At 40.5% G+C, this 14,550-nt stretch carries 14 protein-coding genes and 1 riboswitch; of the genes, 6 read left to right on the top strand and 8 right to left on the bottom strand.

Annotation, left to right across the window (positions count from 1 at the left end; genetic code table 11):
* Positions 1-5 precede the first annotated feature (5 nt).
* Positions 6-476 (top strand): GyrI-like domain-containing protein, encoded by a 471-nt coding sequence (locus BSCG_RS02440; protein WP_004306423.1) that lies wholly within the window; start codon positions 6-8, stop codon positions 474-476.
* A gap of 598 nt (positions 477-1,074) precedes the next feature.
* Positions 1,075-2,487 (top strand): PLP-dependent aminotransferase family protein, encoded by a 1,413-nt coding sequence (locus tag BSCG_RS02445; protein WP_008770674.1) that lies wholly within the window; start codon positions 1,075-1,077, stop codon positions 2,485-2,487.
* Here the strand turns inward: BSCG_RS02445 and BSCG_RS02450 are convergent.
* Entirely contained in the window at positions 2,479-3,675 is a 1,197-nt protein-coding gene (locus BSCG_RS02450) for a PLP-dependent aminotransferase family protein (RefSeq protein ID WP_004306421.1), read from the bottom strand. The genes BSCG_RS02445 and BSCG_RS02450 overlap by 9 nt on opposite strands.
* Before the next feature lie 249 nt (positions 3,676-3,924).
* Between BSCG_RS02450 and BSCG_RS02455 the strand changes: the two genes are divergently transcribed.
* Positions 3,925-4,143: a hypothetical protein gene (locus tag BSCG_RS02455; protein WP_004299141.1), complete on the top strand. Its 219-nt coding sequence runs from the start codon at positions 3,925-3,927 to the stop codon at positions 4,141-4,143.
* Positions 4,144-4,190: 47 nt separating this feature from the next.
* On the opposite strand, the gene BSCG_RS02460 is transcribed toward BSCG_RS02455, so the two are convergent.
* From BSCG_RS02460 to BSCG_RS02485, 6 genes are all read right to left on the bottom strand, one after another.
* Entirely contained in the window at positions 4,191-5,147 is a 957-nt protein-coding gene (locus BSCG_RS02460; RefSeq protein ID WP_004299140.1) for a GNAT family N-acetyltransferase, read from the bottom strand.
* Positions 5,148-5,285: 138 nt separating this feature from the next.
* Entirely contained in the window at positions 5,286-6,659 is a 1,374-nt protein-coding gene (locus BSCG_RS02465; RefSeq protein WP_004299139.1) for an MATE family efflux transporter, read from the bottom strand.
* 93 nt (positions 6,660-6,752) lie between these two features.
* Positions 6,753-7,487, bottom strand: a complete 735-nt coding sequence (locus BSCG_RS02470; protein ID WP_004299138.1) for an alpha/beta hydrolase — start codon at positions 7,485-7,487, stop codon at positions 6,753-6,755.
* Positions 7,488-7,567: 80 nt separating this feature from the next.
* Complete coding sequence (locus tag BSCG_RS02475; RefSeq protein WP_008777378.1) at positions 7,568-8,098, bottom strand: GNAT family N-acetyltransferase; 531 nt, start codon at positions 8,096-8,098, stop codon at positions 7,568-7,570.
* A gap of 13 nt (positions 8,099-8,111) precedes the next feature.
* Entirely contained in the window at positions 8,112-8,738 is a 627-nt protein-coding gene (locus BSCG_RS02480; protein WP_008777377.1) for a CatB-related O-acetyltransferase, read from the bottom strand.
* Positions 8,739-8,809: 71 nt separating this feature from the next.
* Positions 8,810-9,280, bottom strand: coding sequence for an Lrp/AsnC family transcriptional regulator (locus tag BSCG_RS02485; protein WP_004299136.1), 471 nt, complete (start codon positions 9,278-9,280; stop codon positions 8,810-8,812).
* Between the two features lie 178 nt (positions 9,281-9,458).
* Here BSCG_RS02485 and BSCG_RS02490 point away from each other — a divergent pair, with 178 nt between their 5' ends.
* Both BSCG_RS02490 and BSCG_RS02495 read left to right on the top strand, forming a co-directional pair.
* Positions 9,459-10,745: an O-acetylhomoserine aminocarboxypropyltransferase/cysteine synthase family protein gene (locus BSCG_RS02490; RefSeq protein WP_004299135.1), complete on the top strand. Its 1,287-nt coding sequence runs from the start codon at positions 9,459-9,461 to the stop codon at positions 10,743-10,745.
* Positions 10,746-10,813: 68 nt separating this feature from the next.
* The gene (locus BSCG_RS02495; protein ID WP_004306417.1) at positions 10,814-11,053 is read left to right on the top strand and encodes a hypothetical protein; all 240 of its coding nucleotides are present in this window, start codon (positions 10,814-10,816) and stop codon (positions 11,051-11,053) included.
* Positions 11,054-11,160: 107 nt separating this feature from the next.
* Here BSCG_RS02495 and BSCG_RS02500 read toward each other — a convergent pair whose 3' ends face one another.
* Positions 11,161-12,069 (bottom strand): mechanosensitive ion channel family protein, encoded by a 909-nt coding sequence (locus BSCG_RS02500; RefSeq protein ID WP_008777376.1) that lies wholly within the window; start codon positions 12,067-12,069, stop codon positions 11,161-11,163.
* A gap of 127 nt (positions 12,070-12,196) precedes the next feature.
* A riboswitch (TPP riboswitch) is annotated at positions 12,197-12,293 on the top strand.
* A gap of 1 nt (position 12,294) precedes the next feature.
* On the opposite strand from BSCG_RS02500, the gene BSCG_RS02505 reads away from it, so the two are divergent.
* Complete coding sequence (locus tag BSCG_RS02505; protein WP_008777375.1) at positions 12,295-14,544, top strand: TonB-dependent receptor; 2,250 nt, start codon at positions 12,295-12,297, stop codon at positions 14,542-14,544.
* The last annotated feature ends 6 nt before the right edge of the window (positions 14,545-14,550 follow it).

Here is a 14,550-nt window from a genome sequence, read left to right as displayed (position 1 = left end):
GTATTATGGGAAAAATTTCAGAAATCATGCTATTGAAGCAACCGAAACAGCCCGCTTTGGCTGTTGAAGTACAAACAGATATGAACGGAATGTCGGAAGCTATCGGAAAGAACTTTGTAAAAATAGACTCTTTATTTAAGGAACAGGGTGAAGTCACTACCGACATCCCCTACGTTGAATATCCCAACTTTGAAAGTCTGACGGAACACAATATCAAAATGATTATTGGTCTAAAGTCATCCAAAGAATTACAGGGTGAAGGGGATATACGCTCCATAACGATACCGGAAAGAAAAATAGTTTCCTGTCTACATAGAGGAACTTACAGTGAATTGGCTGTCCTGTACAACGAAATGATGGAATGGATAAAAACCAACGGTTACAAACTTTCGGGAACATCCATTGAATATTATTACAGCAATCCCAATGTACCCGAAGAAGAACAGGTGACGAGAATAGAAATGCCACTATTATAAATGTTGATTTCATCTACTTCATCATGTAGATTCTTCCCAAGCTCCAATTATTGTTATTTGATTCAAAACGGTACGGAAAGGAATGAAACAGATTCTTTTATAAATGCCATATTTTAGTTCTAATGTAAATATTATTACAGTAATAGATGCAATAGAAATAAACGGTATTGCAAAAAAAATGTCAATAAAACTCCTATGTATTTCTGATAGATAACGTTATTTTGTAAAACACTGTTATCCAGGCGGTTACTATTCGGGCTTTTCCTTTAAAACCAATAACCCGTTTCTCACCGAGAAACAACCTTTTCGACACCGAGAAACGAAGTGTTTCTCACCGAGAAACGAATCGACTGTTGAAGTCCTAAACTTAAATTAAGAAAATTGTTCGTCTCTTTTATTTTTGACGCTTCTATCGTAGGAATGTATATGTTGAAATATATTTCAATGATAATCTTGTCATGTCTAAAATATAATGATATGGAATAAATTTATAACTGAATAGCAAGCAATTATAAAAAATGACTGAATGAATTATTTGCAATCAAACAACAACAGATACAGACATCATTTTTGTATCTTTGCCAAGTACAGAATAAACATGAAAAGAGAAATCCTATATCAAAAGATAGCCGGCACTATCGCCTGGCAAATAAAAACAGGTATATGGAAAGCAGGCGAGAAATTACCTTCTTTACGTACTATCAGCAATGAATATGGCGTAAGTTTAAATACAGCCATTCAGGTATATTATGAACTGGAAAAGGAAGGATTCATCATTTCCCGCCCCAAATCAGGGTACATTGTCAATTATAAGCCACTAAATTTGTCTGCGCCGGCAACAACGCAGCCTTCCGCTCAATCTCCGGGAAAGGAAGAAGCAGACTTAATCATGGAAGTATATCATTCCATCGAAGATTCGTCTATCACCCGTTTTTCGCTGGGAATACCGGAAGATGTTTTATTGCCTATTGCCAAACTCAATAAAGAACTGACCAAGGCCATGTATTCACTTCCGGGGAACGGCACTAGGTATGAAGACCCTCAAGGAAACATTCGTTTGAGAAACTATATTGCCCGTTTTGCGTATAGCTGGAATGGAAATCTGACCGAAGATGATATTGTTACTACCACAGGAGTAACCAATTCCATCTCTTTAGCATTATCTGTTATTGCTCAAAGAGGAGACACGATAGCTGTTGAAAGTCCTGTTTATTTCGGGATATTACAGTTGGCCAACAGTATGGAGCTTCATGTGCTGGAACTGCCGACCAATCCTGTAACAGGCATCGAACCCGATGCTTTAAGAAAAGTATTGCCGCAGATCAATCTATGCCTGCTTATCAGTAATTTCAGTAATCCGCTTGGGAGTTGCATGCCCGATGAACATAAGAAAGAGATAGTACAGATGTTGGCGGAACACAATATTCCTCTGATTGAAGATGATTTATACGGCGATGTATTCTTCGGACATTCACGCCCTAAGCCATGCAAAGCTTTCGATGAAAAGGGACTTGTGTTATGGTGTGGTTCTGTATCAAAGACGTTAGCTCCCGGTTATCGGGTAGGCTGGATTGCCCCCGGTAAGTTTAAGGATGCTATTATTCGTCAGAAACATATTCATTTAATATCCACTCCTACCCTCAACCAAGAAGCCATTGCCAACTTCATGGAGAACGGCAGGTATGAGAATCATTTACGCAAGTTGCGCCATGAGCTACATTCCAATAGTCTTCATTTGGCACAAGCTATTACCGACTATTTTCCCGAAGACACTAAAATCATCACTCCACAAGGAGGTTTTATGCTTTGGGTGGAACTGAATAAAAAGATTGATACCACGGAGCTATATTACAAAGCGATGCAACATAAGATCAGCATTGCTCCCGGACGCATGTTTACTCTGCACGACCAGTACAGAAACTGTATGCGCTTGAGTTTCGGTCAGCAATGGAGTGCTTTCATTGAAGAACGCTTGCAGGTTTTGGGAAACATTATCAAAGAATCATTTTGATTGACTGATATACTCCTTTACCACTTCGCCGAGGGTTTTAAGTCCTTTCTCTATTTTGTCTTCGGGCATATTAGAGTAGTTGATCCGAAGCGTATTTTCCTTGTTTCCGTTCGGATAAAAGGAGCCTCCCGGAACAAAAGCAATCTTTTTCTCCAGGCTTCTGACTAAAACATCACGTGCCGAAATCCCTTCGGGAAGTTCTATCCATGTAAATAATCCGCCTTCGGGACGAGTAAACTTTATAGTATCAGGAAAATAACGTTCTATACTTTCAATCGCCACATTTCTGCGTTTTCTGTATACTTCTACTATTTTGGCAATATGTTTATCAATATCATAGCGCTTCAGGTATTCGGCGATGGTCATTTGGGCAATAGTGTTGCATTGTAAATCCGTACCTTGCTTGACCAATACGTATTTGCGGATAATCTCTTTATCCCCCGCAATCCAGCCAATCCGGAAACCGGGACAGAATATTTTCGAGAAACTACCTGTACACAGGATATTTCCAGCCTCATCAAAAGACTTTATAGATGGCAAAGACTCTCCTTCAAACCTTAACTCGCCGTACGGATTGTCTTCAATAACCGCAACACCATACTTTGCGGATAATTCAGCCAGCTTCCTGCGTCTTTCCAAACTCCACGTTTTTCCTGTAGGATTTTGAAAAGTAGGTATTGCATATATCAGCTTTATATGAGGAGTATTGCTCAAAACATCTTCCAAAACATCCATCATCATACCGTCCCCATCCGTAGGAAGTTCAATAAAGCTACATCCATACGCTTTGAATGCACTGATTGCAGCCAAATACGTAGGGCTTTCGCAAAGTACGATGTCTCCCTCGTCCAGGAAAACTTTTCCGGATAAGTCCAATCCTTGTTGCGAGCCATGGGTAATCAGAATATTATCTTTATCGAAAGTCGTGCCCAAACGTTCGTTCATCCGGTTGGCAATCCATTCGCGCAAAGGGACATAACCTTCTGTTGTGGTATATTGGAGCGCTTTCGTACCTGCCTCTTTCAATACGATCTGATTGATCTCATTGATTTCATCTATCGGAAAAAGTTCCGGAGCAGGCAGACCACCTGCAAACGAAATCACATCTTCCTGTTCGGTAACTTTTAATATTTCTCTTATTTCCGAAGCCTTTATATAAGACATTCTTTTAGCAAAATTCAACTTCATAACCTTTAAGTATATTAGGAGATTAAAACAACACTGCAAAGTAAATCAAAAAAGAAAGACGAGAACAGATACACTTTTTTATATATTGACAGGTACAGATGACTGACTTTTCAAAGGATAAGTATATGAAGTTAATCTCCCCGATTACTTATTTCGTCATGAGTAATCAGGGCATTCGTCGAATAATCCTATACAGAACCTTGTTTAAACCTACCTTTGCACTGAAAACAAAAGTAATTGATAGTAACTATGGAAGAGCAAATACTCATTTTTCGAACCTCGGTTAGAAATGCACGGGATATAAAACATATCGCAGCGCTGTTCACCCTATGTCCCCAAATCTACAAATGGAATGTAGATATGGAGGACTGGGAAAAAGTGTTGAGAATAGAATGTCAGGGAATCACCCCGACTGAAATATCAAAGGCATTACGCGCTATCAACATTTATGCGCAGGAACTGGAATGAAGGGGCAATGCGCCCCTTAATAAATTCACCATCCACCTTTTTCATTTTCACTCTTCAATCATTAATTCCATCTGTATGTCTCCTCTTTCATAAGTCGTGTGATATTCGGGAAGTTCCTTGAAGCCCAACTTATGATAAATATGGATAGCCGGTTTCAGACGCGTATTGCTCTCTATAAAGATTCTTTTACCACCAAGCTCCTTCGCTTTATTTACAACTGCTTCGCAAAGCAGTACTCCAATACCTTTGCCCTGAACCTTAGGGCTGACAGCCAGTTTGGCCAACTCATAATCATAAAGCGGATGATCCATCTTACACAAAGCACATACACCGACCGGCTCATCTTTATAAAGAGCCACCAAAATAGCTCCTCCCTTATCCAGAATATATTCCTTTGGATGATCCAAAGCCTTGTAATCGGCCTCTTCCATCCGAAAATAAGCAGTTATCCACTCTTCGTTAAGGGTCCGGAAGGCAGATTGATAGCAAGGTTCATAAGGAACTATTTTGATGTCCTTACTCTCTCGTTCCTTTTTCGCTTCCTTCACCCGCTCCAACAGGGATTTATCCAACAAAAGATTCTCCCATTCTTCGATAGCCTCCCAAAGGTCATTCCGGGTTTGCTGCGTGATTTGCTCAATAGCTGCCGTAACATCTATACACTGTTCCGAAAAAGAGTCGGACATTCTTTTTCCTTTGGCAGATAACATGACCATGTTTCTTCTCCCGTCGGATTTGTCCTTTGTCTCCTTCACTAATCCTTTAGCTACCATTTCTTTAATAATATTACTCACGGAAGGATGAGAATGACCAATCTCTTTGGCTATGGACGTAATGGTTTTTGCCTCCCCACGTGATAATACAAAAAATACAGGAAACCATTTCGGTTTGAGGTCTACTCCAAACATTTTATAGATGGCGGCTGCATCTACTGTTATTTTATCGGTCAACATGCGTAATCTGCTACCGATGGCTAATTTGCCTGTCTGATTAAAAAAGTCCATGTTTTTATTAGTTGCGTCACTAAATACGTAATTGATTACGCAAATATATTAGCTTTTTATAATATGAACAAACATTTTTCGCAAAAATACGTAAGCCGTTACATAATTAGTTCTATTTATGGATAAACATCAGGAAATTTAGCTTATGTGCAAAGTGCTCCTTTGGATTTTTCCCAATATTTTGGGGAACTGCCAGAAGAACAACAAAGTACAACAAATTGCCGCTGTCGCATCGGATATTGCTTCAGCCGCATATACACCGGCTACTCCCATAAAATGTGGCAATATTAATGCCAATGGGATCAATAGGATTGCTTTGCGCAACAAGGCTATGAAAATAGAAATTTTTGCTTGTCCCAAGGCTACAAACATATTTTGGCAGGCTCGTTGCAATCCGAAAATAGTCATACCACCCAAGAAAACAGGCATTGCCCAGCGGACTGTTTCTATCAATCTTTCATCACTCGTAAAGGCGGAAGCTACTGTTGAGGGGAAAAGAATCATAAACAACATCAGCAGTAAGTTGAATGAGAACATGGTTATCAATGCGACACGGAAACAGTCTTTGACGCGTTGTTTATCGCCGTGCCCATAATTATAACTCACAATAGGAACGAACCCTTGCGCAAATCCTGTTAATGGGACACTTGCAAATTGCATCGCACTTTGCAAGATGGTCAATGCGCTGACATAAATATCTCCAAAATCTTTCAGGCTGCTGTTCAGAACAAAGCCGACCAGGCTTTCGGTACTTGCCATAATAAACGGTGATACGCCCAAAGCAAATATAGAAAGTATTATTTCCCGGTTCAACGCCATATAACGTTTTTCTAAAGGGAGAGAGGCGTGCCGGGAGAAAAGGAAAGTTAAAACCCACACTGCACTACATGCCTGTGAAAGCACTGTAGCCAGAGCTGCACCTTTTACTCCCATATCGAGCCAAAAAATGAAAATCGGGTCGAGGACGATATTCAACAGTGCTCCTATTAATACCGAGTACATGGCGATAGCAGGACGCCCTTGTGCATTGATAAAAGAATTTAATCCTGTGGATATTTCTACGAAGATAGTTCCTAATAAATAGATAGAAAGATAGTTGACTGCATACTCCAATGTATTTTCTGAAGCTCCTGTAAAGAGTAGAATCGGCTCCATAAAGGTATATGCGATGAGAGAAGTAAACAAGGTAAATAGTATTAACAGGATAAAGCCATTACCCAGAATTTTTCCGGCACGTGAACGATCCCCCTGTCCGAGTGCGATAGCCGCTAACGGCGCACCGCCACCTCCTACTATCGCTGAAAAAGAAGAAATCAGTATAACAAGAGAAGTCGTTACTCCTACACCCGCCAATGCATCCGTACCAATCCCAGGGATATGACCAATATAAATACGGTCGACCATGCTATAAAGCAAATTAACAAATTGCGCTGCCACAGCCGGAAGTGCCATCTTAAAAACAAGCGGTAACATGCGCTCTGTCCCCAGTCGTTCTTCATATTTATTTATCATCCCAAACTTCTTTTTCTAAAATCAGTTGCAAAGTTATAAGAAGAACAGGCTTCCGATTTAAAACCATTGGATAAAATAAATATAATACATCAGTTATCTCCGTGTAAGAAATCCATAGATATACTGATTGATAAGGTTGTGTTGTTCTTCCGTTCCATTCTCCCCCATATTACTATGCGTTATTCCGTCCAATTTCACAACCTTCATCCGGAATTGTTCCTGCTCCTTTTCAGTGGGTAATACTCCTGAATCCGCATCATAATCGCATCCTCTTAACGTATAAAGTCGAGGATTCCGTGTTCTAGGCATTATCATTCTGCGATGATCCATAGATATGGCTTTATTTATCAACTGCGGATATCGGGTAGCAAATAACATGGTCATATCTCCGCCATTGGAATGTCCTATCAATATAAAGTCATTCCAATTTAATTGTGGCTTCAATTTCTTAAATTCCTGAATAGTAAAAAGAATATTTGCCACTCCCCTTTCCCAATTTGGCATGCGTGTTTCCATGAAATTACCTTCCATGGCCAAAAGAGGATCATCTGCCAATTCATGTTGTATGCTTATTACGTAAAAGCCTTTCTGGGAAAGGAATCGTGTTAGATAGGCATAAGTCTGATTGGACTTATTATTTTTATTTCCATCGTAGCCGTGGCTAAATATAATGACTTTTGTTTTCGAATTCACTTTGTGCGGCTGATAGACGGCTAGCGGTATCACTCTGTTTCTTGAAGCATCAAAAAGGCAAGTCGAAAACTCTATTTGTGAGAAACAAGAGAGTGCTGATAATAAAAGAACAAATACAATAATTAGTTTCTTCATGTCTATGATGTGATATTTATTATTCTATAAATCTAAGAGCAACTGAATTATAACAATGAATGCATAATGTAAGGAAGGGATTATAAAATGATTTTCTCATAAAGTTTGAACCACTCTAAACCGTAATGACCCAATCCTAAATCTACGGTATCAATGTATTCGAACCCACACTTTTCGTACAATGAAATAGCCGGAAGATTTTTCTCGTAAACATCTAACCGCACAGACTTTATCCCCGAACTTTGAGCCAATTCCAATGAATAATCCATTAATGCATGCCCTACTCCTATTTTCAAAAAAGAAGGATATACAACAAAAGTATGTATCACAAAGATATGGCTATAGTCCAGTTCTATTTTCCATTTGACATTCTCATAAGCCTTTTCCGGTTGATGATTTAAAATGACTGAACCGACAATTCTTCCATCATATCTTGCTACGTAAAGCGTTTCATCATTTACACCGGCAACCGCATCTTCCCGAACAGGATAAACACCTTTTATCCACCCGGGATAATTAGTCGTAGCAGCCAGATAATCATTCAGTTCATCATACAGCTTTTCCAGTTCATCTATATCAGCAGAAGTTCCGGGCTCTATTGTAAATTTCATATATACACACTGTTTATCTTTTTATCAGTTCTTCAATCTTTCCACCTGTAATATAAGGTATACATTCGGATATCTTCTCAATACTCCAATCCCACCATTGCAATTTCTGCAATTGGACAATCGTATTCTCATCAAAACGCTTCCGGATTTCTTTGGCTGGTGTCCCACCTACTATCGTATAAGGAGGAACATCTTTAGTAACCACTGCCCGCGACGCAATAACCGCTCCATCTCCGATATGAACTCCTGCCATGATAACAGCTTCATATCCAATCCAGACATCATTACCTATTACTATATCCCCTTTATTATCGCAAGCAGAAGTTACATCTCCTTTATCTAAATTCCATTCCTCAAAAAAGATAGGAAACGTATAATTGGATAAAGAACCCAATGTGTGGTTTGCGCTGTTAAAAAGAAATTTGGCTCCACAAGCAATGGAACAGAATTTGCCAATTATCAATCGGTCTTTATTAATCGGATAATGATATAATACATTGTTCTTCTCAAAAAGAACAGGATCATTTACAAAGTCATTGTATATTGTATAATCACCTACCATAATGGCAGGATTCTTAATCACTGTATTCAGATAAACAGTCTGGAAATCATTGGTGCGAGGATATGTTTTTGAATTCATTGTGTCAGCAGAAGAGGATTTATATTACATAGCAAATATACAAGATAAATTTCAGACTATCACACAACGAACTAAATATGTATCCCATATTGATGCTTCACTTCAGCCATTACAAACGTGCTTTCCAGTGATCCTAAGCTATCAATCGTCCCCAACACATTCAGAATAAACTCCTGATAGTATTTCATATTGGGAGCATGAATCTTCAACAGGTAATCATAACTTCCTGATATGTTATAACATTCGGTTACTTCAGGAATATCCTGTATAATCCGTGTAAACTCGGCTGCTATATCCCTGTTCAGACGTCTAAGCTTCACACTGCAGAATACGACAAATCCCTGATTCAGCTTTTCCGCATCCAATACGGCAATATACTTCTTTATATATCCTCCACTCTCCAACCGTTTAAGACGTTCAAAAACAGGAGTTGAAGAAAGGCTCACCCGTGCAGCCAACTCTTTTGTCGTCAATCGGGCGTTTTCTTGCAAAGTACGGAGTATTTGCAAATCGACTCTATCCAGTTTATCAAAAGTATCCATAAGAAAAATATTCTTCTAAAAGGTGATTTCTAGGAATAGCACAGTTATATTATTCCATATAATGGCACAAAAATAGCATTATTTTCTATATTTTAGATATATATTGTTCGATATATCTTCATCCAATAACTTTGCAAGAAAATAAAGAAAGAATATTAAACTTAAAAAATATACGATTATGGCAACAAAGAATTTACATTTCGAGACTTTACAAGTTCATGTAGGACAAGAACAAGCAGATCCGGCAACAGATGCCCGTGCAGTACCTATTTATCAGACTACTTCTTATGTATTTCACAACTCCGCTCACGCAGCCGCACGTTTCGGCCTGCAGGACCCGGGAAACATCTACGGTCGTCTGACCAACTCCACTCAAGGAGTTTTTGAACAACGCGTAGCCGCTCTTGAAGGAGGAGTAGCAGGGCTGGCAGTTGCTTCGGGTGCCGCTGCTATCACTTATGCTTTCGAGAACATCACTCGTGCAGGCGACCATATTGTGGCAGCCAAAACTATTTATGGAGGAAGCTATAACTTACTGGCTCATACCTTACCCAGTTATGGCATCACAACAACATTCGTTGATCCAAGTGATTTATCGAACTTTGAAAAAGCCATTCAGGAAAATACGAAAGCCGTATTTATCGAGACATTGGGAAATCCGAACTCAAATATCATTGATATAGAGGCAGTAGCTGAAATAGCCCACCGCCACAAAATACCTTTGATTATTGACAACACATTTGGTACCCCGTATTTAATCCGCCCTATCGAACACGGAGCAGATATCGTAGTACATTCCGCAACAAAATTCATTGGCGGACACGGTTCGTCATTAGGAGGAGTCATTGTAGATTCGGGCAAATTCGACTGGGTAGCTTCCGGCAAATTTCCACAACTAACCGAACCTGATCCATGCTATCATGGCGTACGCTTCGTTGATGCAGCCGGTCCGGCTGCCTATGCCATCCGTATCCGGGCTATTCTGCTGCGCGACACAGGTGCCACCATCAGTCCATTCAACGCTTTTATCCTGTTGCAAGGCTTGGAAACTCTTTCCTTGCGCGTAGAACGCCATGTAGAAAATGCATTGAAGGTAGTGAATTTCTTAAACAATCATCCGAAAGTGAAGAAAGTGAACCATCCGTCATTATCCAATCATCCTGACCATGCACTGTATCAACGTTACTTCCCGAATGGTGCCGGTTCCATTTTTACTTTCGAGGTAAAAGGCGGACAAGAGGAAGCACACCGCTTCATCGACAGCCTGGAGATTTTCTCCCTGCTTGCCAATGTTGCCGATGTGAAATCATTGGTGATCCACCCGGCAAGCACTACCCATTCACAGCTCAATGCACAGGAACTCGCCGAACAGGAGATTTATCCGGGCACCGTACGTTTATCAATTGGAACGGAACATATTGATGACCTGATTGCGGATTTGGATCAGGCGCTTGCCAAAATCTAACATTCAATCATTGAACTTTCCATGACTGCAAGATGTTATACCTATATAACATTAAAAACATTGCAGTCATGGAAAAATATTTAATACACAGCAACGAACTGCATCTGATAGACGCAGAGAAAATCCATCAAGCCGTAGAAAAGATGGTGGAATCACTCGATTTAGCCGCAGGCTCAACCACTAATTTCGATCTCTATCAGGTTGTGGAAAACTACTTTAAAGATCTTGAGAAAAGAAGAAAGATCAATCATGTACTGGGAATCAAAGAAGATAGATATGAACTAGCCGAAGATTTCGGCATTAAATAAAAGAAAGAAATTTATTCAATCACACCAGACAAGTTTTCCAAAAAACGAGAGAGCTCCACTCAATGTGAAACTCCCTCGTTTTTTTTGGAATAATCAGCGTATAATAATTAATTTCCCTGATGTACTGTAAGTTGTGGGAAAGGGAAGTTGATACCTTTTTCATTGAAGGTTTCGTAAATCGCTTTATTTATATCGAAATAAACACCCCAGTAATCTCCGCTATTTACCCATACACGTGCCACTACATTCACACTGCTGGCGTCCAGCGCATGAAGAGCTACAAAGGGAGCCGGTTCTTTCAGGATGCGTTTATCAGCAGCAAGAATTTCATAAACGATTTTCTGTACTTTCTCATAATCTTCTCCATAATCTATACCAATAATCCATTCTACACGGCGGGTTTCCTGATGACTGTAGTTGGTAACTACCCCACTGCTCAATGAACCATTGGGTATATAAATCAGTTTATTATCCGCAGTAGTAAGGATGGTATGAAATATCTGAATTTCTTTTACTGTACCGGCTGATCCCTGCTGTGTTTCTATCCAGTCACCGACCTTATAAGGTTTGAACAAAAGAATAACCAGTCCCCCGGCAAAGTTCTGCAGATTGCCGGATAAAGCCATACCGACAGCGACACCGGCGGAAGCCAATAAAGCCGCAAATGAAGTTGTCTCAACTCCCAAGGCACCGACAACAGAAATGATTAACAGGATTGTCAACAGAATATTGACCAGACTTCTAACGAAAGTTTTGATACTTACATCTACTTTTCGTTTATCCATCAGACGCCTGATGAATTTGTTGAGCAGCGAGATGAGGAAACGTCCGACGACAAAGACAAGGACCGCAATCAATATACGTTCTCCGGCACGAATACCGAAGTCTATCAATTGTTGAGTAATCAGCGAAAGCTTATCCAATCCGTCAGCATTGGCAATCGCCTCTTTCATTAATTCGTCTGCAGCCACTTGCACAGAGTCCGCAGCTTGTGTTGCTTGCAATAATAGTAGCATAATTAAATATATATTAAGTGAATAAATGCAGTTTTGTTATTTCAACAATTTACAAAGTTATATTGTTTTTAGTGAATCTAAAAGTTTTTTTTGCTTTCCTCCTGCAAAAGCAGTATTTTTGTCACCGATTCACTGGTAGGGGTGCCTTAACATGACGGGCTGAGAACATACCCATAGAATCTGATCCGGGTAATGCCGGCGTAGAGAACTAATTAGTAAGCAAAAATGAAAAGAATTGTATGGATGGCCGTCGCCTTATTGGGCGCAGGTATCACTGTTCATGCACAGACGAGTGCAAAGGATAGTATGAGAGTAGTAAACCTGCAAGAGGTGCAGGTAGTGTCCACACGTGCCACAGCCAAAACTCCCGTGGCATTCACCAATATAGGCAAAGCAGAACTCAAAAAGGTAAACTTCGGACAGGATATCCCCTATCTGCTAAGTATGACTCCTTCCACACTGACCACATCGGATGCAGGAGCTGGTATCGGCTATACGACACTTCGCGTACGTGGAACCGATGGCACACGAATCAACATCACGGTAAACGGCATACCGATGAACGATGCCGAAAGCCATAACCTGTTCTGGGTGAATATGCCCGACTTTTCTTCTTCCGTAAAAGATATGCAGGTGCAGCGCGGAGCAGGTACATCGACGAACGGAGCAGGTGCTTTCGGAGCCAGTGTCAATATGCAAACCGAAGGTGCATCTATGAAACCATACGCCGAATTCAATGGTTCATACGGTTCGTTCAACACGCACAAGGAAACAGTGAAAGTGGGAACCGGCCTACTCAATAACCACTGGACGTTTGACGCCCGCCTTTCCAATATCGGTACGGACGGATACATAGACCGTGCTTCGGTGGACTTGAACTCTTACTACCTGCAAGGAGGTTATTTTGCAGAAAACACATCTGTGAAGCTCATTGCATTTGCCGGAAAAGAAAAAACATATCATGCTTGGGGATACGCAACAAAAGAGCAAATGGAAAAATTCGGCAGACGCTACAATCCTTGCGGGGAAATGTACACTGATGCCAACGGCAAAAAATATTATTACGACGACCAAACAGATAATTATCTGCAAAAGAATTATCAGCTTCTCTTCAATCATACTTTCTCGACAGCCTGGAATCTGAACGTTGCCTTACATTATACCAAAGGTGACGGTTATTACGAAGAGTACAAAGACGGCAGATACCTGATAGAATATGGTTTAAAATCATTTACAATAGATGGAACCGAAGTATCTAAAAGCGATTTAGTCCGTCAAAAGAAGATGGACAACAAATTCGGCGGCGGCGTTTTTTCTCTCAATTACACAGCCAACAGGCTAAGTGCATCCCTGGGCGGCGGATTAAATCAATACCGGGGCAATAACTTCGGAAGAGTTTCCTGGGTGAAAAACTACGTAGGTTCTCTATCTCCCGACCATGAATATTACCGCAACAAATCCAAGAAGACCGATGGAAATATTTATCTGAAAGCGAACTACGATCTTACTAGAGGACTAAGTGCTTATGCCGATCTCCAGTATCGCCACATCAACTATACCATCGACGGAAACAATGATAAATATGACTGGAGTAAGAATGCGCTGCGTCCACTGGCAGTAGATAAAAAGTTCGATTTCTTTAATCCGAAAGTAGGATTAAACTGGAACATCACTTCCAACCATCGTGTCTATTCCTCTTTCTCGGTTGCTCAAAAAGAGCCAACAAGAAACAATTATACGGATGGTGATCCGGACTCGTACCCCAAAGCAGAAAAGCTGCTCGACTATGAAGCAGGATATACCTTCGCCAACCAATGGCTGACAGCAGGTGCAAACTTCTACTACATGGACTATACCGACCAACTGGTTCTGACCGGAGCCTTAAACGATATAGGTGAAGCACTGACCGAAAACGTGCCGGACAGTTATCGCATGGGAATCGAAATCATGCTGGGAATCAAACCGTGCAAATGGTTTCAATGGGATATCAACGCTACATGGAGCAAAAACCGTATTCAGGATTTCGTAGAGAGCCTGCCGGGCTACCACTATAATGACGACGGTAGCTCTACTTCTCTCCCGACTATTCAGATAAAGCATAAAGACACTCACATTGCTTTCTCACCGGACTTCTTACTCAACAATCGTTTCTCATTCAATTATAAGGGATTCGAAGCTGCCCTGCAATCACAGTTCGTGAGCAAACAGTATATGACAAACGCAGAAGTTGAAGAACTGACTCTTGATAAGTATTTTGTCAGCAACCTCAATCTGGCGTACAGCTTCCGTCCCAAGAAAGTACTGAAAGAAGTCACCATAGGATTTACTGTATACAATCTGTTTAATGAAAAATATGAAAACAACGGCTGGGCATCAAGTGACTACACCGATACGCTGGAAAATCGGGGAAACTATGCCGGATATGCAGCTCAAGCAGGAACAAACGTTATGGGACATGTTTCTTTCCGCTTTTAATCACAC

Source organism: Bacteroides sp. 2_2_4, from assembly GCF_000157055.1.
GTDB lineage: Bacteria > Bacteroidota > Bacteroidia > Bacteroidales > Bacteroidaceae > Bacteroides > Bacteroides ovatus.
Note: the sequence above shows the minus strand (reverse complement) of the source record. Positions and strands in the feature narration are given on the sequence as shown.